The organism is Methylobacterium gnaphalii, assembly GCF_007992215.1.
Taxonomy (GTDB): Bacteria; Pseudomonadota; Alphaproteobacteria; order Rhizobiales; family Beijerinckiaceae; genus Methylobacterium; species Methylobacterium gnaphalii.
In genome coordinates this window covers 141,249-164,044 of the sequence record NZ_BJZV01000011.1, presented here as the reverse complement: position 1 = coordinate 164,044, position 22,796 = coordinate 141,249, and the positions used below count along the sequence as shown (strand labels likewise).

Genomic DNA, 22,796 nt, shown 5'->3' with positions numbered 1-22,796 from the left:
CTCGGACAGGCTGTGCAGTTCCGCTTGGGCTCTGCGCAGACTCAGCCGATCTCCACCACGGTTCGACCCCGCGTCTTTCCGGCCAGGATCGTCTCCGCGAGGCCGCCGACATCCTCCAGGCCGACCGTCGTCGTCATGGCGGCGAGTGCGTCGAGGTCTAGCTCCCTCGCGAGCCGCGCCCAGGCCTCGCGCCGGGGTGTCTGCGGCGTCGTCACGCTGTTGATGCCGAGCAGCGACACGCCGCGCAGGATGAAGGGCGCGACCGAGGACGGAAGGTCCATGCCGCCGGCATTGCCGCAGGCCGCAATGGCGCCGCCAGCCTGCGTCATCGCCAGGAGGTTGGCGAGCGTCTTCGACCCAACCGCGTCGATGCCGGCGGCCCAACGCTCCTTGGCCAGCGGCCTCGGATCACTTGCCAGCTCCGACCGGTCGAGAATCTCCGAGGCGCCAAGGCCCTTCAGGTAATCCGCTTCGCCGTCACGGCCGGTGGCGGCGATGACGTGCCAACCACCGCGCTTCAGCAGCGCGACTGCGACCGAGCCGACGCCGCCCGACGCGCCGGTGACGACGGCGGGGCCGGCCTGCGGCGTGAGCCCATGCTTCTCCAGCGCGATCACCGAGAGCATGGCAGTGTATCCGGCCGTGCCGATCGCCATGGCCTGGGCCGGCGAGAGACCATCGGGCAGTGGCACCAGCCACTCACCCTTGACGCGGGCGCGCTCGGCGAGGCCGCCGAGATGCGTCTCGCCGACGCCCCAGCCCGTAAGCACCACCGTGTCGCCGGGCTTCCAGGCCGGGTTCTCGGAAGCTTCGACGATGCCGCAGAAGTCGATACCGGGGATCATCGGGAAACGGCGCACCACCGGCATCTTTCCGGTCATGGCGAGCCCGTCCTTGTAGTTCAGGCCCGAATGGGTGACGCGCACGGTGACGTCGCCGTCCATCAGGCCGGTCTCGTCGAAGTCTTTGAGGGCAAGGCTCTGGCCGCTCTCACCCTTCTCGACCACCCAGGCCTTGAACGCCGCCATCCTTGTCTCCCGTCACCGTTCCTCCAGGTGGGGAGGTACAGCGCGGGCGACCTGAATCAAGACGGCCCCGGAGGCAGGATGCTCCGAGGCCGTTCACAACTCCGGAAATGTGGCTCAGTAGCCGTCGTAGATGCTGCCCGAGGAGAAGCCGAGGCCGACACCGACATCGGCCGAGGAGGCGCCGGTGATGCCGACGGCATCCGGGATCGAACCGACGCGCAGGCCGACCGGGGCGAAGCCGCCCCCGTATCCGCCGCCGGCAGGCACCCATTGCTGGCTCGCCGGCTGCACGAGCACGCGGCGCGAGTAGCTCGCGTAGACCGGCGGGAGCGTCTCCGGAATGACCTCGGCCTGGCGCACCAGGACGCGGCGCGTCTGCACGGCAAAGCGCGGCGGCGTGGTGATCCAGCAGCCCACGAGCTGGCCGTAGGCGTCGTAGCGCGTCTGCCAATGGCGGCCGCCGGGCGAGACCATCACACGCTCGGACACCGTATCGTAGACCGGCGGCGTGGTGCGGTAGATGGTGCGGGCCGGGCGCACGAGACGCTGCTCTGACACGGTGTCGAAGATCGGCGGGGTGGTGACCCGGCGGTAACACTCGACGCCGTAGCAGCCGCCGGCCGTAGCCGGAGCCGCAAACAGGACGGCACTGGCCAATGCGGCGGCGAGTGACGTGGCAAGAGTAGGGGTACGGCTGACCGACACGGTCATGACGGCATCCTCGATCTGATACGCTGCGCGAACGGAATGCGGCTGACGCTCAGCACGCGGTCCTCGACGCGCAGGAAACGGTCAAGTTGCAGTCACGGCAAGTTCTATCGGGGAAGACGGTAAAATTAACCTATGCTCGGGACTACGCAGGCTTCGAAGTCTTGCGCATTTCCTACGGAAGACTTCGGCATTTTACGCAGTTGACCGAAGCTATGGTCTATCCTGCTCAAGTCTGCCCGCGCTTTAGCTGGTAGAAGATGTGCCGACCGATGACGTCCATCTTCTTGAGACGTCGCGACCAGCCGGGGCGGACGTAATTGGCGTGGTAGTGCGTCGCGCCGCCGACCTCGCTGAGATAGGTCTTGCCGTCGATCACGGCGCTGGCGATGCGGGTAGCGGTCTGCCAGGAGCCGGCATCGGTGATGCGCAGCGACTTGCCTTCGCAGGCGAAGGAGAACTGGCAGCCCATGTAGCGGTGCCGGTTCTGGTAGACGACGCCGCACACGTTCGAGGGATAGAGCCCGCTCTTCACCCGGTTGAGGATGACCTGCGCGACGGCGGCCTGACCTTCTTCGGGCTCGCTGCGGGCCTCGAAATACACGGCTTCGGCGAGGCACCGCTGCTCGCGGTCCATCGCCTCGGGTTGGATCAGGTCGGCGTAGCGGTGCTGCGAGGCTTCCGCCTCGGCCGGCGTCTGCTGGGGGGCGGCCTCCTGGTCGAGCCGCGGGGAGAAGCCGGGCAAGGCGAGGCTGGAGGCGGCAACCTCGATCGGCACGGCATCAGCGGGGGCCGGCGTCACCGAGGACAGGGCGACCGCCTTCGGTACTGCCGGGGTGGCGCCATCGGAATCCTCGAGGGACTCGAGATCGGCCTCGCGGCTGTTCGGGAACTCCCCAGGCGGGTAGCCCAGTCCGAGATCGGGAACCGGGATGAAGCCGTCCGGCGTCTGCTCGGGGCTCCACGCGGCTCTGCCGGCGCGAAGGCCGCCCGGCGTCACGCCCTGCGGCAGGCGAGCATCGCGCTCGAACAGGTTGGCGGGACGCAGGCCCATCATGTGGTCTGTGCCGGCCGAAGCCGTGAAGGAGATGAGCAGGCCGGCTCCGGCGGCCCATGGAACCATGGCGGCCGCCAGCCAGCCCAGTCCCGATTGGCGCTTACGCCCGCCTCGAACCCGCCTCGTCGCCACGCCGCAAGACCCGCGTCAGGAATCCAGTGCCCACGCGCAGAGTCGCAACAGACCACGCGATCAATTGGGCCGTCGCCCAGATATCGCGCGGTATGGTTGAGGTGAGGTTAAAACCAGGGCGCGGGAAGCGGGCTCAGAAACCCCTCGGCCGGCCTTGAGCCGCGATCAGCTGCGAGGCCACGACCGGAAGATAGCCGTCGCCTTTCTGCATGCCGATGATCATCCGTCCGGCCACGCGCTCGTTGTGATGCCAGACGAGCAGGGTGACCACGAAGATCGTGAGCGCCGTAGCAAAGCAGCCCAGCGCACAGAGACAGGCCGTCTGCATGGCCCGACCACCATCGGGTAGGCGGCCGTCGATGATGGCGGAAGGCGAGGTCGGATCAGACATCGGAGGAGGTCCCGCGAGCCCCGGTCGGACAGCCGACGAGTGCGCTCGCGCACATGGCTCCGATAGCAGCTAACGTGCCGCCGAGACAGGGGTTCAACGATGTCGGGCCGAAATTATTGCAAAGCTTCCACGGCAAAAACCGCGACGGGCTTAAGGCAGGGTTAACTGCCTCAAGCCGTTGCCGAATTGTGCGCCGCAGGCTGCCGGAATTTCAGGCAGGCTGCGCTCCAAAACGGCGGAGTGTCAGCCGTTCTTGTCGGCCTCGCCCAGAGCCGACTGGGCTGCCGCGAGACGGGCGATCGGCACCCGGAACGGCGAGCAGGATACGTAGTCGAGTCCAACCTCCTGGCAGAAGGCGATCGAGGCGGGATCGCCGCCATGCTCGCCGCAGATGCCGAGCTTGATTCCCGCACGAGTCTTGCGCCCGCGCTCGGCCGAGATCTTCACCAACTCGCCGACACCGTCGCGGTCGATCGTCACGAAAGGATCGGCCGGGATGATGCCGGCCTTGGTGTAGGAGCCGAGGAAGGTGCCGGCATCGTCGCGCGAGATGCCGAGCGCCGTCTGCGTGAGGTCGTTGGTGCCGTAGGAGAAGAACTCGGCCGATTCCGCGATCTCGGCCGAGCGGAGCGCAGCGCGCGGCAGCTCGATCATCGTGCCGACTTGATACTCGACCGTGTCTCCGAGCTTCTTCGCCTCAGCGTCGATGCGTGCCTTAACGATATCGAACTCGGCCTTGGTGAAGACGAGCGGCACCATGATCTCGGGTGTCACCGGCTTGCCGGTCTGCTTGGCCGCCTTGGCCGCGGCGGTGAGGATGGCGCGAGCCTGCATCTCGGCGATCTCGGGGTAGGCGATCGCCAGGCGGCAGCCGCGGAAACCGAGCATCGGGTTGGTCTCGTCGAGCTCTTTCAGGCGAGCGCGCACCCGCTCCTCCGGCACGCCGACCGTCTGCGCGAATTCCGTCACGTCCTTGTCGGTATGCGGCAGGAACTCGTGCAGCGGCGGGTCGAGCAAACGGATCGTGACGGGGAGGCCCGACATGATCGTGAACAGCTCGACGAAGTCGTCGGTCTGGTAGGGCTCGATCTTGGCGAGCGCCGCGCGCCGGCCCTCGGCATCGTCGGAGAGGATCATCTCGCGGACCGCGACAATGCGGTCGCCCTCGAAGAACATGTGCTCGGTGCGGCAGAGGCCGATGCCCTCGGCGCCGAAATTTCGCGCGGCGCGGGCGTCGCTCGGCGTGTCGGCGTTGGTGCGCACCTTCATGGTGCGGGCGGCGTCGGCCCATTCCATCAGCGCGGCGAACTCGCCCGACAGCTCGGGCTCCACCATCTTGACCTCGCCCTGGATCACCTGACCGGTCGAGCCGTCGATGGTGAGCTTGTCGCCGGCCTTCAGCGTGACGCCGCCGACCGACAAGGTCTGTGCCTTGTAATCGATCCGGATCGCGCCGACGCCGGAGACACAGGGCTTGCCCATGCCGCGGGCCACCACGGCCGCGTGGCTGGTCATGCCGCCGCGGGTGGTGAGGATCCCTTCGGCAGCGTGCATGCCGTGAATGTCTTCGGGCGACGTCTCGACGCGCACCAGGATGCACTTGCGCTCGGCCTTGCGGGCGGCCTCGGCATCCTCGGAATTGAACACGATCTCGCCGACCGCGGCGCCAGGCGAGGCCGGCAGGCCGGTGGCGATGACCCTGCGCTCCGCCTTCGGGTCGATGGTCGGATGCAGGAGCTGGTCGAGGCTGCCCGGCTCGATCCGGCGGATCGCCTCTTCCTTCGAGATCAGGCCCTCGCCCGCGAGCTCGACGGCGATGCGCAGGGCCGCCTTGGCGGTGCGCTTGCCGTTGCGGGTCTGCAGCATCCAGAGTTTCCCATTCTCGATGGTGAACTCCATGTCCTGCATGTCGCGATAGTGCTTCTCGAGGATCCCGTAGATCCGGGTCAGCTCGGCGAAGCTCTCCGGCATCGCCTTCTCCATGGAAGGTTTGTCGGACCCCGCCTCCAGGCGGGCCTTCTCGGTGATGTCCTGTGGGGTGCGGATGCCGGCGACGACGTCTTCGCCCTGGGCGTTGATCAAGAACTCGCCGTAGAGCGCGCTCTCACCGGTGGAGGGGTTGCGCGTGAAGGCGACGCCAGTGGCCGAGGTATCGCCCATATTGCCGAACACCATGGCCTGGACGTTGACGGCCGTGCCCCAGCTCTCCGGGATGTTGTTCAACTCGCGATACTTCTTCGCGCGGGGGATCATCCAGGAATCGAAGACGGCGCCGATGGCGCCCCAGAGCTGGTCCTCGGCATTCTGCGGGAAGTCGGAGCCGTGCTCCCGCTTCACGATCTGCTTGTAGGTACCGATCAGGGTCTTCCAGTCGGCGGCGCCGAGCTCGGTGTCGAGGTCGAAGCCCTTCTCCTCCTTGTAATGCTCCAGCGCCTCCTCGAAGGCATGGTGCTCCACGCCCAGCACGACGTTCGAGTACATCGTGATGAAGCGCCGGTAGGAATCGTAGGCGAAGCGCTCGTCGTCGGCGTCCTTCGCCAGGGCCTCGACCGTCTGGTCGTTCAGGCCGAGATTGAGCACCGTATCCATCATGCCGGGCATCGAGGCGCGAGCGCCCGAGCGAACCGAGACCAGCAGAGGCTTGGTGGCGTCGCCGAAGGTGCGGCCGGTGATGGCCCCGACCTTGGCGAGGGCGTCCTTCACGGCGTCCTTCAACTCCGCCGGATAGGTCTTGCCATTCTCGTAATAGGCCGTGCAGACCTCGGTGGTGATGGTGAAGCCGGGAGGCACCGGCAGACCGAGATTGCACATCTCGGCGAGGTTCGCGCCCTTGCCGCCGAGCAGGTCGCGCATCGCCGACTCACCTTCGGCCCTGCCGTCGCCGAAGGAATAGACCCATTTCTTCATCTGTCTCGTCCGTCAGATCGTGGTGCCGCCGGCAAAGGCTTGGCCTCTGAAGCCGGGGTTGGACCACCTCATGATGCAATGCAAGATGAACGGGCCGGCCTCGCGCCGCGCCGGGTAACGGTTTTCCCGCTTTGTCGCCGCTCAGGACAAGTGCCGGAACAAACCAAGGCCGATCACCCCGACGGCGATCAGGTAGATCGCAACGATGTAGTTGAGCAGGCGCGGCATGACGAGGATCAGGATGCCGGCCAGGATCGCGATGATCGGCTGCAGATGAGCGACGGTGATGGTCATCGAAGGGCTCCGCGCGGCCAAGCTTGGCCGCCTTGAAAAGACGCGCGGGAACTTCGCTGGTTCCCCGCCGAGCCGCGCACGCGTCTTTGTCCCCGCGCGGACGAGCTCCGCCGTGGGTCTGGATCGGGGAGACGCGGGACGCCGCGGACCCATGTCGACACGCGTGGTCACGAGAGGCGGGGGTCCCCGGCGTCCCGCGGTCCTGGCGCCCGTCGTGAGGGGCGGCCGGACCGGTTTTGCGTCGCGATGTCTTCGGTGATGTCGACCTGTCGCTCAACACGCCCCGGTGCCGGGCTCCTGTCTGGCAGGACGCCCCCATCCCGAGGAAGTTGCGTGGCTACCTCCTTCCGTGCGCACCGCCCCGTAGTGGACGATGCCGACAGCATCTCGGTGTCGCCCAGGCAGGGTCGGCCAAAGCCCGGCGCATTTCCTCGCCGAACCCCGCCACAGCCCGGGCAGACCTTGCGTCGACCCTTCCCGCCCGGGGCGGCGATGGGTGAGACCACCGACGCGGGCATCGCCCAAGCCTCCCTGGAACACCGCCCTCGACCCCGCGGCGCTCGCCCGACGAGCGGGAGGCTGGTGCCGGACTTCAATCATGTAATAGGAAATTTGTCAAGGGAGGCGGCGCTGTTGTCCTCCCCTCCCTAGGCGAAGGCGGCCGCACGGGGCACGATCGAGCAGGCCCCCAGCGTGACGCTGCCTCCTTCGCCCACTGCGCGGCCGCTCCCCCACAGCGAGAGAAGGGGCAGGCACCTGGGTGTCCAACAGTGATCCCGCCTCACCTCGAGTATGGCTGAATGCGGATCAGATCCGAGCGGCGGCAGCCCGGGGGAATGGGCCTTATGGGCCCTATGCGCCGCGGTATCTGCCGCTGCGCTTGATCAGCACCGTCGTCCCGACCGGCACGCGCTGGTAGAGGTCGACGATGTCCTCGTTCAGCATGCGCACGCAGCCGGACGACATCTGCTCGCCGATGCTCCAGGGCTCGTTGGTGCCGTGGATGCGGAACAGGATGTCGCGGTTGCCCTGATAGAGGTAGAGCGCGCGGGCGCCGAGCGGGTTATCGATGCCGCCCTTCAGGGTGCGCGGCAGGTCGGGATTCAGCGAGACCATGGTCGTGGTCGGGCTCCAGTCCGGCCAGACGCCCTTGCGGCCGACGCGGGCCTCGCCCTTCCAGGAGAAGCCCTGCTTGCCGACACCGACGCCGTACTGGATCGCCGAGCCGTCCTCCTGCACGAGCTGAAGCTGGCGCTTGTCGATGTCGACGACGATGGTGCCGGGCTTTTCCGCGCCGGTGTAGCGCACGGTCTGGCGGCGGAACCTGGGGTCGAGCCGCGACGTGTCGACGAGGGGCACGTCGTAGGGCTTGTCCGGCATCGTGCCGGTGTACCAGGCCGATTCGTCGTCGAGGCCTGCGCTCTGCATGCGGGACTGGCAGGCAGCCAGCGGCGCGATGGCAACGAGGGTGAGCAGGATCCGGCTGGCACGCATCGATGGGTTCCGGGCCTTTGTCGGTTGTGGTGCCTTTCGATACCCGGCCTGGATCCGGGAGGTTGTGTCTTTGCGGCCTCAGGATCCGCGGAAGCAGTCACGCAATTGCGGCGGCTTCTGCCCTATTTCACTTGTTGCAGAGGGCAGACCGACCGGCGCAATCCGGTACGCGGGAGCATGACAGGCATGGCCGACACACAGATTCTCGCCGACGAAGCCGGCGTCGCGGCGCCTGCGGATCTCGCTCCGGCGATCCATCTCGACCATTGCGTGATCCACGTGTCCGACTGGGACCGATCGACGGCCTTCTATCGCGATGTGGTGGGCGCCGAGGTGGTGCCGTTTCGCCAAGGGGTGTGCTTCCGCTTCGGTGGCATCCAGCTCAATGTGCATGGCCCAGGCCAGATCGGTGACCCCCTCGCGGCCAAGCCGGTCCAGCCCGGCAACAGCGACCTCTGCTTCCGCTGGTCCGGCACCATCGAGGAGGCCATGGAGCATCTCGCCCGTCACGGCGTGCCGGTGGAGCTCGGACCCGTCGCGCGCAACGGCGCCGCCGGGACCGGAACCAGCGTCTATTTCCGCGATCCGGATGGCTCGCTGATGGAGTTCATCACATACGAGACCGCATGAGCGAGGGTGCGTCCCTTGGACGTCGTCGCCGGCTCCTCGACCGGAAGTGCGTCGGGGCATCGCCTAACGGTCGCTGCCGCGGTGCTGGGCGAGCTGCCGGTTGGTTTGTTCAAGACGCAGGGCCAGCTCCCGCATCACCGCGATGCTGATCTGCGGAAACTGCGCCAGCAGTTCCAAGAAGACTCCGCGGTCGATTCTCAGGGCCGTCACGGCTGTCTGCGCGGTAACCGTGGCCGAACGGGGCTGATCTGCCAGGATGCCCATCTCGCCGACCAGGGCGTCGGCTCCGAGCAGGGCGAGCTGCACCACGCCCTGTGGGCTGTCGAGAGAGACAGCCGCCTCGCCCTCCAGGATCAGATAGGCAGCGTCGGCCTCGTCGCCCTGCGAGAAGAAGTGTTGCCCGCTCTCGAAATGCACGCGCTCGCTGGTAAAGGCGAGGAGCTTGAGCCGCGACGGCTCTACCTCGCGAAACAGCGGCACCTGCTTGAGCGAAGAGACCTCGGTATCGAGCGTCATGGCCTACTTGGACGGTCCCTGCCGCCAGCAGCGCGCGATGAAGTGAGGGCCGTGCTGACTGTGCGGCGCGTAGCCGCTGACGGAGGGGCTGTCAAAAGCGCCCCCCTGCGCAGCGGTGTAACTAGCCTGCCTACATTTGTCCGACGGCCGGTCATCGACTTCACCATCTCGTGATTTTTTGTGGATGAGACATTTCCGGCCACGCTCGACATCCTATTTCACAAGCTTGACGACTGGCCGCGTACCGGGCCGGTACTGTGTTCCCGCCCGCGGACGCCGATACAGCCAAGGAACCAACGATTTGGCTGCCGGTTGTCCGGTTGTGAAAACTAGGCCGAGGAGGCGCTGATGGCATCCGGTAATTCGACCTCGAAGCGAGGCTTCGCGTCTATGAACATCGAACGGCAGCGCGAGATCGCTAGCAAGGGCGGTCGCTCGGTTCCCGCCGACAAGCGCTCGTTCTCGCAGGATCGCGAACTGGCCTCGACCGCCGGCCGCAAGGGTGGTCAATCGACCGGCCGCGCCGGCGAATGACGTTGTCCTGGTCCGTGAGCCTGGGGCCGGCATAACGCTCGCCGGCCTCCGGTTCGCGGACGACTTTCTTCTTGATTGAACCAGCCGGTCAGCCCGCAGAGGTGTCGCTTCGCGCGGTATCTCGCCAGAGCAACACCAGCCGTTCGAGTTCGGCGACATTGTCGCTGCCGAGGCGGCCAAGCGTACGGCTGACATAGTCGGTCTGCACCGCGAGCGCCTTCCGCGCCAATCTCGATCCCTCGCTCGTGAGATGCAATGCGTGCGAGCGCCGATCGCCGGGGATTGCGCGCCGTTCCACGAGGCCGGCCTCGACCAGGCGGTCGATCAGTCCCGAGACGTTTCCCTTCGTGACATAGAGCCGGCCGGCGAGGTCCTGCTGGGTGAGGCCCTCCTGCTCGGTCAGCGTCGACAGCACGTCGAATTGTGGGATCGACAGGCCGAGCGCCCGTAACTCGAGCCCGACCGCTGCCGTCACCCGGCGGTGGAGGCGGATGAAACGAAACCACACCCGCATCGGATCGGAAGCGGGAACGTCCTCGGATCGGTCGGTGGGGGCGGGCTGGCTCGACATGGTGCTCGGCTTGTAGCAGAGCCCGCCCGGACGCGGCAGCCGCGACCGCCCTCACTGGCGCGGCCATGCACTGCCCTGTAGCCTGCGCCTGAATTTTCGGATCCGGAACCGCCTTCGTCCCCATGCGCCGACAGCCGATCCAGGATCCCGTCACGCGCGCCGGCGGCTATGCCAGGAGCATCGCCCTCTTCGCCGCCCTGGTGAGTATCTTTGCCGTCGTGATGGTGCGCAGCCAGCGGGCCGAGCCGGGGCCGGCTCTTGCCGTTCTCGGAAGCGGCGTCGTGCTCGCGGGGCTCGCCCTGGTGTTCGCCGGGTTCGCGTTCGTGCGCGGCTGGCGCGAGGGCGCGCGCGGCGTCGGCGCCGCCATCCTCGGTGTGTTCATCGCCGCGCTGGTGCTGGCCTACCCCGCATATGCGGCGCTGCGGGGCTTGCGCCTGCCGGCGATCACCGATGTCTCAACCGACCTCGACCAGCCTCCGGCCTTCTCCCGCTCGCGGGCAGCTTTCGCGGCGCGAGACGGGCGCTATCCGCCCGATCCCGGTCCACAGGCGCGCGAGGCCCAGCGTGCGGCCTACACGCAGATTGCGCCGCTGACCCTCGATGTTGAACCTGACGAGGCCTTCGAGCTGGCACGCAAGGCCGCGGTGAACCGCAAATGGCAGATCGTCGAGGCGATCCGGCCGGGCGGCCGCGTCGGCAACGGCCGGATCGAGGCGATTGCGCACAGCCGTGTCCTCAACCTGCCCGCCGACATCACCGTGCGGGTCCGGCCGCGTGCCGACGGGGCGCGCATCGACGTGCGCTCGGCGAGCCGCCTTGGCGCGCGCGACCTTGGCGACAATGCCGACCGCATCCGACGCTATCTCGACGAGGTCGCCAACCTCGCCATCGCCCTCAAGTAGCGGTGGTTGCCCTGCCCTATTGGCTGGGCATGGTAAGGATCAGCGGCCCGTTGCGCGTGGCGACGACGGTATGCTCGAACTGGACCGTCGGGGCGCGCGGCTGGCTGTAGAGAGTCCAGGGATCGTCGCCGTCCTCGGCGAAGGTGGCGCCGAGCGACAGAAACGGCTCCACGGTGAAGACCAGCCCATCCTCCATGATCCGGCGTTCGGAGGCGTCGGGCCAGGTCGCGATCTCGGTAGGCTCCTCGTGCAGCGACAGGCCGACGCCGTGGCTCGCGAGGTTGCGCACCAGCGTGTAGCCGTTCTTCTTCGCGAAAGCGCCCACGGCCCGGCCAATGCCGGCCAGCGGCTTGCCCGCGCCGACCTCGCGCAGGCCGGTCCACATCGCCCGGCGCCCGTCCTTGCAGAGCCGCTCGATCTTGCGTGTTACCGGCGGCACGGCAAAGGAGGCGCCCGTGTCGGAGAAGTAGCCGTCCTTCTCCGCCGACACGTCGATGTTGACGAGATCCCCCGGCGCGATCCGGCGTTCCCCCGGAATGCCGTGCGCGACTTCCTCGCCGACGCTGATGCAGGTCGCGCCGGGAAAGCCGTAGACCAGCTCCGGCGCCGGACGCGCGCCTGCCGCCTCCATGATACGTCGCCCGATCTCGTCGAGCTCGCGCGTGGTCATGCCCGGCTCGATGGCCTTGCCCATTGCTGCCAGCGTGTCGGCAACGATCTGACCGATCTGTTTCAGCGCCGTCAGCTCGTCGTCGCTCGACACCGTCATGCAGTTTTCCTTTGGAAGAGAGTCTCAGGCTGGTTCGAACACGCCGTCGAGGCGGGGCGGCCCATCACTGCGCACGAGGCCGCGCGCGACCATGTCCTCGAGATGCGCGAAGACGGAGAGCGCCGCCGCGCCGCGCAGGGCCGGGGCGAGCCCCTGGTAGACGGCCAGCACGATGGCGCCGATGTCGCGGTCGCCCGCCGCGATGCGGGCGCGGATCGCCGCCTCACGCTGGCGCCGGTGGCCGGCGAGCCCGCGCACGAAGCGGCGCGGGTCGCGTACTGGTCCACCATGGCCCGGCCAGTAGATCGTCTCCGGCCGGTCGCGCAGCTTTTCCAGGGAACTCATATAGGCCCGCATCGACCCATCGGGCGGCGCCACCACCGTCGTTGACCATGCCATGACGTGGTCGCCGGAGAACAACGCGTCCTCCTCTGCGAATGCAAACGCGAGGTGGTTCATGGTGTGGCCTGGCGTAGCCAGAGCCGTCAGCGTCCAGCCATCGCCCGTGACGGTGTCCCCTTCCCCGAGTTCCCGGTCCGGCCGGTGCTCGCGATCGGCACTGGCGTCGAGATGGGGGAACTCACCCTCGGCCAGCTCGCGGGCGGCGCGGTGCGCGCCGCAGCCGACGATCGAGGCGCCGGTCAGCGTCTTCAGACGGCGCGCGCCCGGCGAATGGTCGCGATGGGTATGCGTGACGACGATGGCCGAGACCCTCTCGCCTTCCGTTGCCGCTACCAGCGCCGCGATATGATCGGCATCGTCCGGCCCAGGATCGATGATTGCGACCTCCCCTCGCCCGACGATGTAGCTGCAGGTGCCGCTTGCAGTGAATGGACCACCATTGGGGCAGATCCGGCGCCGCACCAGGGGCGTCAGCTGCTGAAGCGCGCCGCTGGCCGGAAGGGCCGGATCAAAAGCCGGTTCCGGCGCAGCAGCGCCGGATGTGTCGGTCGTCGCCATGTCTGCCGCGAAGGTTGAGGTGGGTTGCCGGCCGCCTACGACAGACTGGGGCGAACCACAAATCGGCTCAGGCCTCGCGCCGCGCGCTCAGTACACGAAAGGGGACGGAACCAGCACCCGCACGGGCGTGAAGCCCGGCGTCTTGAGGGCCGGCTCGCCCATTCCGTCCCTCTCGGCCGATCCAACGCGGATGCCGGTGGCGGCAGCATCCGCGACGCGGATGCGGTCGTTCGCGGCGGTTACGGTACGCATCGACTGCCTGAACGCCCTCTGGGCGGCATCACGCTGTAGGGCGCCGACGCGCAGTTCGACGAAGCGCCGCCTGGCGGGGCTCAGCCGGCGCGTGCTGCGATAATCCTCGACCTCGACATCGCCCTTCGACAGGCGCGTCACCACCGCAGCGCTTGTCCTGGTAGCAACGACGTCGCCGGCCTGCAGGGTTGGGTCGTGCTCGATCGAGAGCGGCGCTGCGGTGCTGCCGGGAGTCCGGCAGTTGCAGCTCTCGACGCGCTTCTTCTTGTAGACGTTGGCCCAGGCGTCCGCGAGATAAGGCTGCCCCTTGAGGCTGACGATCTGGTCGAGCTCGGTTTTGCCCCATGGCAACGTGTAGAGCGCGGTCTGCGCATCCGGGCAGGCGGCCGCGCAGGCGGCCTGATGCACAGTCACATCCTGCTGGGAATGACGGGCGCCGAGCGGGAACATGTAGCCGTCGCAGGTGCGCACGCAGACGCTCAGCGGCCCCGACGCGGAGACCGGGCCGGCCAGACTGGTCTTCCTGTTGCGGGGGCGATGCGAGCGCTTCGGCCGCCCGTCCACGGCCGACAGGGTGACAGGGCGCGGTGTGTAGTACCGCTGCCGGGTCTCCGTGACGCGGCGGGCATCCGGCAGCGACGAATAACGGCGGGGCACCGGGCGGGCCACGGCTGCCGGGTAGGTGACGATCGCGCGCTGCGGCGCGCCGAAGAACTGGCCGAAGAAATCGAACACGCCACCTCGCTCCGAGGCCTGCACGAGACCGGCTCCCGTCGTGACGCTGCCGAAGCCCAGAACAAGTCCGGCAAGGGCCATCCCAGCCAAGCGCCGGCGTCCCGTGCGCTTCGCTTCAGTCGCCGCTCGAATGGCCGCCTGTCGACGCTTGCCGAATTCCATTTGCATAGGACTCCCGCGCCGGCACGGCCTTGGATCGTTGAGCAGACCGCTGCTGCCACGCCGTGCGGCGAGGATTGCAGGCGCGTTCAAGGAACTAGGCGAGCGAACGCGGCAGCGACAATCGCGGCAGAGAACGGATGCCGTGAACAACTCGGCCTTTCACGCCGACAAATCTCACGGAAGACTGCGCAGGTGCCGTGTCTGCACGACATTCATCGGATGTATTGTTGCCGATCCGGAAGCCACCACGGCTCATGTGCGAGGTCCAGAAACGAAAACGCCGCTGGTTTCCCAACGGCGTCCACGGGTGACAGAATCTTGCGGTGACTGCTCAGCGTCTGCTCGGCCCGCGGCCCGGGCGGACCCTCACGGGTACAGGCTTGAGCTGCGGCTGCGGACCGAGCGCCTCCAGCAGACGGCCCAGCCCTTCGGCTGCGGCGCCGAGCCAGCGCTCGATGCTTGAGGGACGCTTGGCGGCGGAGGCTGATCTCGTTCGGTTCATCACGGCTCCCACGACGTGTCCTCCCCAAGATGGTGACGAACCCGGTCTCCCGCCAGTCGGTTCCGGCCGCTGCCGAGATTTGCAGGATGGGGCGGATGATCGCACGATGGGCAGGAGCCGCGATGCAAGGCAGGCAAACCGCTCCATGCGTCTTTTGGAGTTTGGCCGGTGAAACGCCGCTTTCGATTGTGAACAACAATCGTTCGCAGTCCGTGATGCGTGAGGAACCGCTGCTCGAACCTTGACGTTATTTCCTTCAAGAGGCCGCGGCCTGTGCCGCGCCAACTATACGAGAAGGAACCAGCACATGCTCGGTTGGGCCGTAACATTCCTCGTAGTCGCCCTGGTCGCTGCCCTGCTCGGGTTCGGCGGGATCGCCGGTACAGCTATGGAAGCCGCCAAGCTCGTCTTCTTCGTCGCGATCGTTCTGTTCGCGATCTCGGCTGTCATCGGCCTGATGCGCGGGCGCTCGACGACACTGTAGGTCGTCGCCGAAGATCAACGGGGCCTCTCTTCGGAGGGGTCCCGCTGTCACCCCTGATCCGAGGCTTCGGCTGGGCCGTCATCGAGCTGCGCAATGAGATCGCTGAAGCGGCTCGGGATGGGCTGTTGAACGATCGAATCGTACATTGTGCGTAGATGGGCACCGATACGCCGATGAGCGTGTTTCCCAAGCGGCTGGACAGCGTCGGGCGTCTGCGCGGCCGGCAACGAGCCACCTGCGTGGAGGCCGCCGGCCTTCTCGTCTTCCGTCATACGGTTCGATCCCCTAGACGTCGCTGCAGCGACGTTGGCCGCGATTGTTTTACGGCTGAACTTGAGTCATGGCTCGTGCGGAAACGCCTTGGGCCGGTGTGGGTTCCGCTGCGCCGCGGAACGGAGCGCGGCGGTTCGCGTTAGGGCGGAAGCAACACTAAGAGCGGCGAAGGCTCAGGGGAACTCATGTCGACAGCACAACTCGTCGTGCAGCATCTGCCGTATCTGCGCCGATACGCCCGCGCGCTCACCGGCAGCCAAGTCGCCGGCGATGCCTATGTCGCCGCGACGCTCGAAACGCTGGTCAACGAGCCTGAAACGCTTGGCCGCAGCACCAACGTCAAGGCCGACCTTTTCCGGGTCTTCACCCGCATCTGGAATTCGCTGTCGGTGAACGGCAGCAGCGAGCAGGTCCAGCATGATCTCCCTGCCGAGATCCGCTTGGGTCAGATTACGCCGCTGCCGCGTCAGGCGTTCCTGCTCTCCTGCCTGGAAGGCTTCTCCGAGGAGGACGCGGCGATCATCCTCGACGTCGATGTTACCGAGGTGCGCGAACTGGTCGACGAGGCCGGCCGCGAACTCGCCGCCGACATGGCCACCGACATCCTCATTATCGAGGACGAGCCGCTGATCGCGATGGATCTCGAGGCGCTGGTCGAGGGTCTCGGGCACAACGTCATCGGCGTCGCTCGCACCCGTACCGAGGCGGTCAAGCTCGCTTCGGACGGCAAGCGCCCCGGACTGATCCTCGCCGACATCCAGCTTGCCGACGGCTCGTCGGGCCTGGATGCGGTTAATGATCTCCTGAAGACCTTCGAGGTGCCGGTGATCTTCATCACTGCCTATCCCGAGCGCTTCCTTACGGGCGAGCGTCCGGAGCCGGCCTTCCTCATCGCGAAGCCGTTCCAGCCTGCCAATGTCTCGGCGGTGATCAGCCAGGCGCTGTTCTTCCAGCAGAGCGCGCGCCGCCGCGAGGCGAAGTCGGCCTGAGCCGAGGGCAACGCCCCAGGATCATGACACAACAAAAGGCCCCGGCGGATCTCAATCCACCGGGGCCTTTCGTTTGCGGGCTATCGTGACGGACACAGGAAAAAACGGGCTGGATCGGATCCAGCCCGTCGATGAGGTTCCGGCCGATGCACAAGGGGAATGCGGGGAGGACCAGGTGGCCGGGTGATGACACAACGGCACCGGACGAAGCCGGTTCCTCGCCATACCGGCACGCCGCCCAAATTTTTTTGCCGATCGGCGCATTATTGCAACGCGGAGAGCGGGGATAACTGCCCCTCAAGGGACTTCTGGTATCAAGTCGAAACGGCGTGAAAACGAAAGCTTAACGGAAACGTAACAGTCAAGGAACCGACGCGACGCACGGGAGTTGTACCGACAACCTGTCAAGCTCTGTTTTTGGAGTGCTTCGCGATGCTCCGGTCTGGCTTCCTTCTTGGCGTTGGTGGACCGGCAGTGATCCTCACGCTGCTCGTGCTGCCCTCGGTACGCGCCAGCGCCGACAGGCTGGTTGTTCCGCAGGCCGCCGCTGCCGCAGCCCGTCTCGCGACCTCGCTTCCGGGCACCCGCCCGGCTTCGCTGTCGATCAGCCCCATCCATCGTGACACCGCCTCTGAGGTTTCGCAGGCACGTCCCGCCACGCGTACCAACCCGGCCATTGTCGGGCCTAGCGCCAGCGAGCGGGAGATGCTGCCGAAGCCGCGCCGCATGATGCGCGAGGGTTGCGAGGCGCCGCTCAGCTCGCTCGTCGGCCCCGAGGCACGGCGCATGGTGCCCGGCCGCTGCATGGTTTGAGGCCAGGCGTCACGCCGTCGAGCTGACCTTCTCTACATCCGCAGTCAGACCGTTCGGCGTCATCCGCTCGCGCGCGACCAGCCTGTCACCTTCGGCGAAGAGGCCGAGTGGCACGTCGCGATCGGGGAGCACCACGGTGGTGCTCTTGTTCACGTGAACCAAGACGTGGCGCTTGAGAGGTAGCGAGGCTGCGGCCCACCGCCGCAGCTGGCCGTAATACGGCTCGCGCTTCCAACAGTTCGGCTGACCAGGATCGACCTGCACGTTCAGCGACCGGCTAATGGGATCAAGCGTCAGCACCATCTTGGCGCGATCGGGCTTCCATTCCGGACCGATCCAGTTCTCGGTCATCCAGAGGCAGTGGAAGTTGCGGCAATGATCGGGACGGCTCGCATGGATGCCGCAGCCCTGGCCCGCTTTCGTATGCCGGCACCATTGCCCTGCGACGCTCTCCACGGCCGGCACGTCGTAGACCTTGCAGCACAGAGTGCAGGTGCCGCAGGCGCGGCCGGCAGCAGGCGTGGCGACGATCGTAGCGGGGTCGAGCATCGCAGGCGGTGACTTTTTGCAGCGGCGAAGGGCGGATCCTTGGGTTACTGCCGCGGCATCGGGCCGTTAGTGTGGCGGCTCCCACCTCGCCGATGAGACTGCCCCCATGCTCTCGAACATCGCCGCTCGGGACGTCGAGACGCTGATCCATCCCTACACCAACCTCGCGACGTTCCGGGAGACCGGGCCGCTGGTGCTGGAGCGTGGCCACGGCGTCTGGGTCTATGACACCGATGGGCGCCCCTATCTCGAAGGCATGGCCGGCCTGTGGTGCACGGCGCTCGGCTACTCCAACGAGGAATTGGTGGAGGCGGCGACCGAGCAGATGTCGCGGCTGCCCTTCACGCACCTGTTCTCCGGCCGAAGCCATGACCCGGCGATCGAGCTGGCCGAGACGCTCAAGGAGCTGATGCCGGTTCCGACCTCCAAGATCTTCTTCACCTCGTCGGGATCGGAGGCGAACGACACCCAGGTGAAGCTCATCTGGTACATGAACAATGCGCTGGGGCGGCCTCGCAAGAAAAAGATTTTGTCCCACCGGAAGGGCTATCACGGCGTCACCGTCGCCACTGCCTCGCTGACGGGATTGCCCGCCAACCACGCCGATTGGGACTTACCAATCCCGGGCTTCCTGCACGCCGCCTGCCCGCATCACTACCGCGGTGCCGAGCCCGGCGAGAGCGAGGAGGCGTTTTCGCAGCGGCTCGCCGACGCGCTCGAAGCGCAGATCGTCGCCGAGGACCCCGACACCGTCGCGGCTTTCTTTGCCGAGCCGGTCATGGGTGCCGGCGGCGCGATCGTGCCGCCCGCGGGTTATTTCGAGGCGATCCAGGCGGTGCTCGACCGCTACGATATCCGGCTCATCGCGGACGAGATCATCTGCGGCTTCGGGCGGACCGGAAACTGGTTCGGCAGCCAGTCGCTCGGTATGCGGCCGGACACGATCTCCTTCGCCAAGGCGGTCACTTCGGGCTACCTGCCGCTCGGCGGCATCTCGGTCGACGAGCCGCTCTACCGTGCGATGCTCGACGAGAGCGCCAAGCTCGGCGGCTTCGGGCACGGCACGACCTATTCGGGCCACCCCGTCGCCTGCGCCGTCGCCAACAAGACCCTCGAGATCTACCGTCGCGACCGCGTAATCGAGCGCGCCGCGGAGAAGGCACCCCACTTCCAGTCCCGACTGACCGCCCTCGCCGAGCATCCGCTGATCGGCGAGGCCCGCGGCATCGGCCTGATCGGCGGCATCGAGATCGTCGCCGACAAAGTCTCGAAACGGCAGTACGACCCGAAGGCCGGCGTTGCTGCACGCTGTGTCGCCTTCTGCCAAGCCGAGGGGCTGATCGTGCGCTTCCTCGCGGGAGACCGCATCGCCGTCTGCCCGCCGCTCGTCATCGAGCCCGACGAGATCGACACCCTGTTCGAGCGCCTGACCCGCGCCCTTGACCGGACGGCCGGCTGGATTGCGCAGGAAGGGCTGGAGGCGATGCCGGCTGCTTGATACTGCGCAGGAAACCGACGGCAGCCACATCCCCCATGACCGACGAAGCAAACCTCCGCACCCTTATGCCGCTTCTTGAGCGGATCGCGACGGCCCTGGAGCGCGCCGCGCCGCAGGCCGTGCCGAAGACCGACACGACGGCCGCCGACGCCTTTCTGTGGGGTCCCGAGCGGCGTCTGATCCCGGTGCCGAAGGTCAACCGCGTCGAGATCGGCCTACTCACCGGCATCGACCGGATGCGCGACATGCTGGTCGAGAATACCGAGCGTTTCGCCAAGGGCCTGCCGGCCAACAACGCCCTGCTCTGGGGCGCGCGCGGCATGGGCAAGTCCTCCCTGGTCAAGGCGGCGCAGGCCGAGATCAATGCTCGCCGGGCCGAGGGCGTGCTGCCGATGAAACTCGTCGAGATTCATCGCGAAGACATCGAGGCCCTGCCCGACCTGATGGCCGTGCTGCGCCCCGACCCGCATCGCTGGCTGGTGTTCTGCGACGACCTCTCTTTCGATGCCGACGACACCTCCTACAAGTCGCTGAAGACGGCGCTCGACGGCGGCATCGAGGGCCGGCCGGAGAACGTGCTGTTCTACGCCACCTCCAACCGCCGGCACCTCCTCGCCCGTGAGATGGTGGAGAACGAGCGCTCGACGGCAATCAATCCAGGCGAGGCGGTGGAGGAGAAGGTCTCGCTCTCGGACCGCTTCGGCCTCTGGCTCGGCTTCCACAAGTGCAGCCAGGACGAGTACCTCGCGATGATCCGCGGCTATGTCGAGCGCTACGGCCTCATGATCGAGCAGGATCGGCTGCGCGCCGAGGCGCTCGAATGGGCGACGACGCGCGGCTCACGCTCCGGCCGCACGGCTTTCCAGTTCATTCAGGATCTCGCCGGCCGGTTGGGTCAACGGCTGGAGAGCTGAGCCCGCAACCTGCTGGCGAAACCGTCGTCTGCGTGTAGTCTCACCGCCTGATACTGTACCGCCGCGGTTCTGGCGGCCGATGGCGGAAGGATGCGCGCGATGAGCTTGTTCGACAGCATCAAGGGGTCGCTCGGCGGCGTGCTCGGCTCAACGGCCGCCGCTGCCCTGCCGGGCATCATCGAGCGGGTCTATCCGGGTGGCCTGCAAGGCGTGCTCAACCAACTCTCGCAGTCGGGCTACGGCAAGCAGGTGAATTCCTGGCTCGGCCGCGGCGAAAACCAGCCGATCACCACCGACGACCTGCGCAACGCACTGAACGACCCTCATACCAGGGAGATCGCGGACAAGCTCGGCATCCCCTACGACCAGGTGCTCGACGTGCTCGCGAAGGTGTTGCCCCAGGCGGTCGACCAGCACAGCCCAGACGGACAGTTGCAGCCGCCGGCGCCCGAGAGCGGTCATGCGACCTGAGAAGGGTCGGCGCAGTCGGTACACGGTCTTGTGCGCCGTCGTTCCGGGGTTCGCTTCGCGGCCCTGGAATGGCGCATCGCCCCATAGCAATGCTGTCTCGATCCCTGCTCAAAAACCAAAGCGGCGGCTCCTCTCGGAGCCGCCGCTTTGGTCTGCTATCTCGGAAAATCAGTTGCTGGCGAGGTGCGGCATCGGGTCGACCGGGGTCGCGCCCTTGCGGATTTCGAAGTGCAGCTGGGGAGACGTCACGTTGCCGGTGGCGCCCGACTTCGCGATGGTTTGGCCGCGCTTGACCTTGTCGCCGGGCTTCACGTCGAGTTCGCCGTTATGGGCATAGGCTGAGACGTAGCCGTTGGCGTGGCGCACCAGGACGAGCTTGCCATAGCCCTTCACCTCGGATCCGGCATAGGCCACGGTGCCGTCCTCTGCCGCCTTCACGGGTGTGCCTTCCGGCACGGCGATGTTGATGCCTTCGTTGCCCGACGTGCCGTAGCCGTTGATGACCCGGCCCTTGGCCGGCCAGCGGAACGACTCGGTGGAATCGGCCTTCACCGAGGCGGTGGTAGTGGGCTCGGCGCTGGCGACCTTGGCGGGAGCGGGCGCAGGCTTCTCCGCTTCCTTGACAACAGGCGCTTCCTTCACGGCCGTCTTGGCTGCCGCAGCCTGCTTGGTCTCCTTGGCGGCGGCCTTCGCGGCGGCTTCGGCAGCCTTTGCCTCGGCAACCTTCTTCTGCGCGTCGGCCTTGGCAGCCTTCACCTCGGCCTCGCGCTTAGCGTCGGCCTTCTTGTCGGCCTTGGGCTCCGGCTTGGCTTCTACCTTGGCCGTGTGCTTCGGTGCGCTCTTGGCCTCGGCGGCTTTCTTCGCCTCGGCTGCCTTGCGGGCATCGGCCTGCTTCTTGGCTTCGGCGTCCTTGCGGGCCTCTGCCTCTTTGCGAGCTTCTGCCTGCTTCCGAGCCTCCGCCTCCCTGCGAGCCTCGGCTTCGCGGCGGGCCTCGGCGGCCTTGTCATGCTTCTCGGAGGGTTGGGCGCCCTTGCCGAACACGAGCTTCGGCTGCGGAGCGGCCGGCGAGACGCGGGGCGTCATGGCCTTGCCGGCGCTCGGGTTCATGCCGTCGACGGCACCACCGGAGACCACGACGGGCTCGGCTGCCGCGACGCGAGGCGCCGGAAGCGGGCGAGCCGACATCTTGGCGCCCGGAGCGGCGAGCTCCTGCGACTGGATGCGCGGGGTGCGGATGGCAGGCGCCGAGGTCATGGACTCGCCGCTCTCGCCGAGGCTGCCGGTGGCGGCAGGCTCGTTCGACGAGAAGGGATTGGTAAACGGGTCGCTGAGGCGCGACGCGTCCGACGAGCAGGCGGCGGTGCCGCCGCCGATCATTCCGATGAGGGCGAGACGCGATAGCGTCTTCCACCCCAGACCCGCCCCTCGCACACGCATCGACGCACCCGCTTACAGACGCAAACTTGATGACCTCATTCAAAAGGGATTCAGGTTAAACAACCGTTCCCGTTCACCAAGATTGCATCGCATTTGCGGGAATGAGGAACCTGTCGCCCCTGCGGCGAGACCGTTAGAACACACCCGCTCGACCTGCGGTCAGAGAGGGCAGGCGACAGGTCATCTCGGTTCGTCTGGTGAGGCTGCCGTCGGCTGCGCGGTCGACGACGGTGACCCGTTTTCCCTGCCCCGTCGCGACAGCGCCGACGAGCCTCCCGCCCGGCGCGAGAGCCCTGGCGAGATGCGCGGGAACGTCGGCGTAGGCGCCGTTGATCAGGATGCGGTCGAAGCTTCCTTGCCCGACCGTGTCAGCATCGAGCCCGTCGCCAATCTCCACGGTGGCGCCCGGGAGATCGCGGCTGAGACGGTCCTGGGCCGAGCGGGCGAGGCTGGCATAGCGCTCAATACTGCGGACCTGGCCGCTGCCGAGATGCACGAGCAGCGCGGTGACGTAGCCGGAGCCGGTGCCAATCTCGAGAACGCGCGCACCGGCAGGCACGCTCAGCAGCCCGAGCATCGCGGCAACCGTCGTTGGGGCCGTCATACTCTGCCCGCAGGTCAGCGGCAGGGCGATGTCGCGGCGGGCATGGGCGTGAAGTGCGGGCGGAACGAAGAGTTCTCGCGGCACCAGCTCCATGGCCCGCAGGACCGCAGTCTCGCGGGTGCCATGCTCCCGCAGAAGCAGCACGAAGGCCGCATCACCGATCGCAGAGGCGTCGTCACCCTCCCCTGCGATTGGCATCGTGCTCACTCCTCGATCGTGT

Annotated in this window: 25 protein-coding genes; 9 read left to right on the top strand and 16 right to left on the bottom strand. The window is 67.1% G+C overall.

The features are described 5' to 3' along the window. Positions 1-41 precede the first annotated feature (41 nt). The 7 genes from acuI to MGN01_RS11465 all read right to left on the bottom strand — a co-directional run bounded on the left by acuI (position 42) and on the right by MGN01_RS11465 (position 8,011). Positions 42-1,028 carry an acrylyl-CoA reductase (NADPH) gene (acuI, locus tag MGN01_RS11495; protein WP_147046750.1) on the bottom strand — a complete coding sequence of 329 codons (987 nt, stop codon included), beginning with the start codon at positions 1,026-1,028 and terminating at the stop codon, positions 42-44. Positions 1,029-1,142: 114 nt separating this feature from the next. Beyond that, on the bottom strand, positions 1,143-1,739 hold the full coding sequence (locus tag MGN01_RS11490; RefSeq protein WP_147046749.1) for a hypothetical protein: 597 nt from the start codon (positions 1,737-1,739) through the stop codon (positions 1,143-1,145). Between the two features lie 226 nt (positions 1,740-1,965). Further along, positions 1,966-2,925 (bottom strand): cell wall hydrolase, encoded by a 960-nt coding sequence (locus MGN01_RS11485; protein WP_147046748.1) that lies wholly within the window; start codon positions 2,923-2,925, stop codon positions 1,966-1,968. A 133-nt stretch (positions 2,926-3,058) separates the two neighbouring features. Further along, positions 3,059-3,316 carry a hypothetical protein gene (locus tag MGN01_RS11480; RefSeq protein ID WP_147046747.1) on the bottom strand — a complete coding sequence of 86 codons (258 nt, stop codon included), beginning with the start codon at positions 3,314-3,316 and terminating at the stop codon, positions 3,059-3,061. 243 nt (positions 3,317-3,559) lie between these two features. Beyond that, complete coding sequence (ppdK, locus tag MGN01_RS11475; RefSeq protein ID WP_147046746.1) at positions 3,560-6,223, bottom strand: pyruvate, phosphate dikinase; 2,664 nt, start codon at positions 6,221-6,223, stop codon at positions 3,560-3,562. Positions 6,224-6,364: 141 nt separating this feature from the next. Then, positions 6,365-6,517 (bottom strand): DUF3096 domain-containing protein, encoded by a 153-nt coding sequence (locus MGN01_RS11470; protein WP_147046745.1) that lies wholly within the window; start codon positions 6,515-6,517, stop codon positions 6,365-6,367. A gap of 852 nt (positions 6,518-7,369) precedes the next feature. Beyond that, positions 7,370-8,011 carry a L,D-transpeptidase gene (locus MGN01_RS11465; protein ID WP_147046744.1) on the bottom strand — a complete coding sequence of 214 codons (642 nt, stop codon included), beginning with the start codon at positions 8,009-8,011 and terminating at the stop codon, positions 7,370-7,372. A 186-nt stretch (positions 8,012-8,197) separates the two neighbouring features. On the opposite strand from MGN01_RS11465, the gene MGN01_RS11460 reads away from it, so the two are divergent. Then, on the top strand, positions 8,198-8,641 hold the full coding sequence (locus MGN01_RS11460) for a VOC family protein (RefSeq protein WP_147046743.1): 444 nt from the start codon (positions 8,198-8,200) through the stop codon (positions 8,639-8,641). A gap of 63 nt (positions 8,642-8,704) precedes the next feature. Here MGN01_RS11460 and MGN01_RS11455 read toward each other — a convergent pair whose 3' ends face one another. Further along, positions 8,705-9,157, bottom strand: coding sequence for a Crp/Fnr family transcriptional regulator (locus MGN01_RS11455; RefSeq protein WP_147046742.1), 453 nt, complete (start codon positions 9,155-9,157; stop codon positions 8,705-8,707). A gap of 348 nt (positions 9,158-9,505) precedes the next feature. Between MGN01_RS11455 and MGN01_RS11450 the strand changes: the two genes are divergently transcribed. Further along, on the top strand, positions 9,506-9,691 hold the full coding sequence (locus MGN01_RS11450) for a con-10 family general stress protein (protein ID WP_147046741.1): 186 nt from the start codon (positions 9,506-9,508) through the stop codon (positions 9,689-9,691). A gap of 88 nt (positions 9,692-9,779) precedes the next feature. On the opposite strand, the gene MGN01_RS11445 is transcribed toward MGN01_RS11450, so the two are convergent. After that, the gene (locus MGN01_RS11445; RefSeq protein WP_238258311.1) at positions 9,780-10,262 is read right to left on the bottom strand and encodes a MarR family winged helix-turn-helix transcriptional regulator; all 483 of its coding nucleotides are present in this window, start codon (positions 10,260-10,262) and stop codon (positions 9,780-9,782) included. Positions 10,263-10,384: 122 nt separating this feature from the next. Between MGN01_RS11445 and MGN01_RS11440 the strand changes: the two genes are divergently transcribed. Next, positions 10,385-11,164, top strand: coding sequence for a DUF1499 domain-containing protein (locus MGN01_RS11440; protein ID WP_147046740.1), 780 nt, complete (start codon positions 10,385-10,387; stop codon positions 11,162-11,164). A 16-nt stretch (positions 11,165-11,180) separates the two neighbouring features. On the opposite strand, the gene map is transcribed toward MGN01_RS11440, so the two are convergent. The 3 genes from map to MGN01_RS11425 all read right to left on the bottom strand — a co-directional run bounded on the left by map (position 11,181) and on the right by MGN01_RS11425 (position 13,961). After that, entirely contained in the window at positions 11,181-11,933 is a 753-nt protein-coding gene (map, locus tag MGN01_RS11435; protein WP_147046739.1) for a type I methionyl aminopeptidase, read from the bottom strand. A 24-nt stretch (positions 11,934-11,957) separates the two neighbouring features. Then, positions 11,958-12,893 (bottom strand): MBL fold metallo-hydrolase, encoded by a 936-nt coding sequence (locus MGN01_RS11430; RefSeq protein ID WP_147046738.1) that lies wholly within the window; start codon positions 12,891-12,893, stop codon positions 11,958-11,960. An 87-nt stretch (positions 12,894-12,980) separates the two neighbouring features. After that, a complete protein-coding gene (locus MGN01_RS11425; RefSeq protein WP_238258313.1) occupies positions 12,981-13,961 on the bottom strand; it encodes a DUF2865 domain-containing protein in 981 nt (326 codons plus the stop codon). An 890-nt stretch (positions 13,962-14,851) separates the two neighbouring features. On the opposite strand from MGN01_RS11425, the gene MGN01_RS11420 reads away from it, so the two are divergent. Then, on the top strand, positions 14,852-15,028 hold the full coding sequence (locus MGN01_RS11420; RefSeq protein ID WP_012454900.1) for a DUF1328 domain-containing protein: 177 nt from the start codon (positions 14,852-14,854) through the stop codon (positions 15,026-15,028). A 47-nt stretch (positions 15,029-15,075) separates the two neighbouring features. On the opposite strand, the gene MGN01_RS24580 is transcribed toward MGN01_RS11420, so the two are convergent. Next, a complete protein-coding gene (locus tag MGN01_RS24580) occupies positions 15,076-15,300 on the bottom strand; it encodes a NepR family anti-sigma factor (protein ID WP_147046736.1) in 225 nt (74 codons plus the stop codon). Positions 15,301-15,486: 186 nt separating this feature from the next. On the opposite strand from MGN01_RS24580, the gene MGN01_RS11410 reads away from it, so the two are divergent. Continuing rightward, complete coding sequence (locus tag MGN01_RS11410) at positions 15,487-16,290, top strand: response regulator (RefSeq protein ID WP_147046735.1); 804 nt, start codon at positions 15,487-15,489, stop codon at positions 16,288-16,290. Between the two features lie 432 nt (positions 16,291-16,722). Beyond that, complete coding sequence (locus MGN01_RS11405) at positions 16,723-17,103, top strand: hypothetical protein (RefSeq protein WP_147046734.1); 381 nt, start codon at positions 16,723-16,725, stop codon at positions 17,101-17,103. A gap of 9 nt (positions 17,104-17,112) precedes the next feature. Here MGN01_RS11405 and MGN01_RS11400 read toward each other — a convergent pair whose 3' ends face one another. Next, positions 17,113-17,652 carry a hypothetical protein gene (locus tag MGN01_RS11400; protein ID WP_147046733.1) on the bottom strand — a complete coding sequence of 180 codons (540 nt, stop codon included), beginning with the start codon at positions 17,650-17,652 and terminating at the stop codon, positions 17,113-17,115. A 106-nt stretch (positions 17,653-17,758) separates the two neighbouring features. Here MGN01_RS11400 and MGN01_RS11395 point away from each other — a divergent pair, with 106 nt between their 5' ends. From MGN01_RS11395 to MGN01_RS11385, 3 genes are all read left to right on the top strand, one after another. Further along, a complete protein-coding gene (locus MGN01_RS11395; protein WP_147046732.1) occupies positions 17,759-19,150 on the top strand; it encodes an aminotransferase in 1,392 nt (463 codons plus the stop codon). Positions 19,151-19,185: 35 nt separating this feature from the next. After that, entirely contained in the window at positions 19,186-20,064 is an 879-nt protein-coding gene (locus MGN01_RS11390) for an ATP-binding protein (RefSeq protein ID WP_147046731.1), read from the top strand. 99 nt (positions 20,065-20,163) lie between these two features. Next, entirely contained in the window at positions 20,164-20,535 is a 372-nt protein-coding gene (locus MGN01_RS11385) for a YidB family protein (RefSeq protein ID WP_147046730.1), read from the top strand. Between the two features lie 168 nt (positions 20,536-20,703). Here the strand turns inward: MGN01_RS11385 and MGN01_RS11380 are convergent, their stop codons facing one another. Both MGN01_RS11380 and MGN01_RS11375 read right to left on the bottom strand, forming a co-directional pair. Then, complete coding sequence (locus tag MGN01_RS11380; RefSeq protein ID WP_147046729.1) at positions 20,704-21,972, bottom strand: M23 family metallopeptidase; 1,269 nt, start codon at positions 21,970-21,972, stop codon at positions 20,704-20,706. 133 nt (positions 21,973-22,105) lie between these two features. Continuing rightward, entirely contained in the window at positions 22,106-22,774 is a 669-nt protein-coding gene (locus MGN01_RS11375; protein WP_147046728.1) for a protein-L-isoaspartate O-methyltransferase family protein, read from the bottom strand. Between the last annotated feature and the right edge of the window lie 22 nt (positions 22,775-22,796).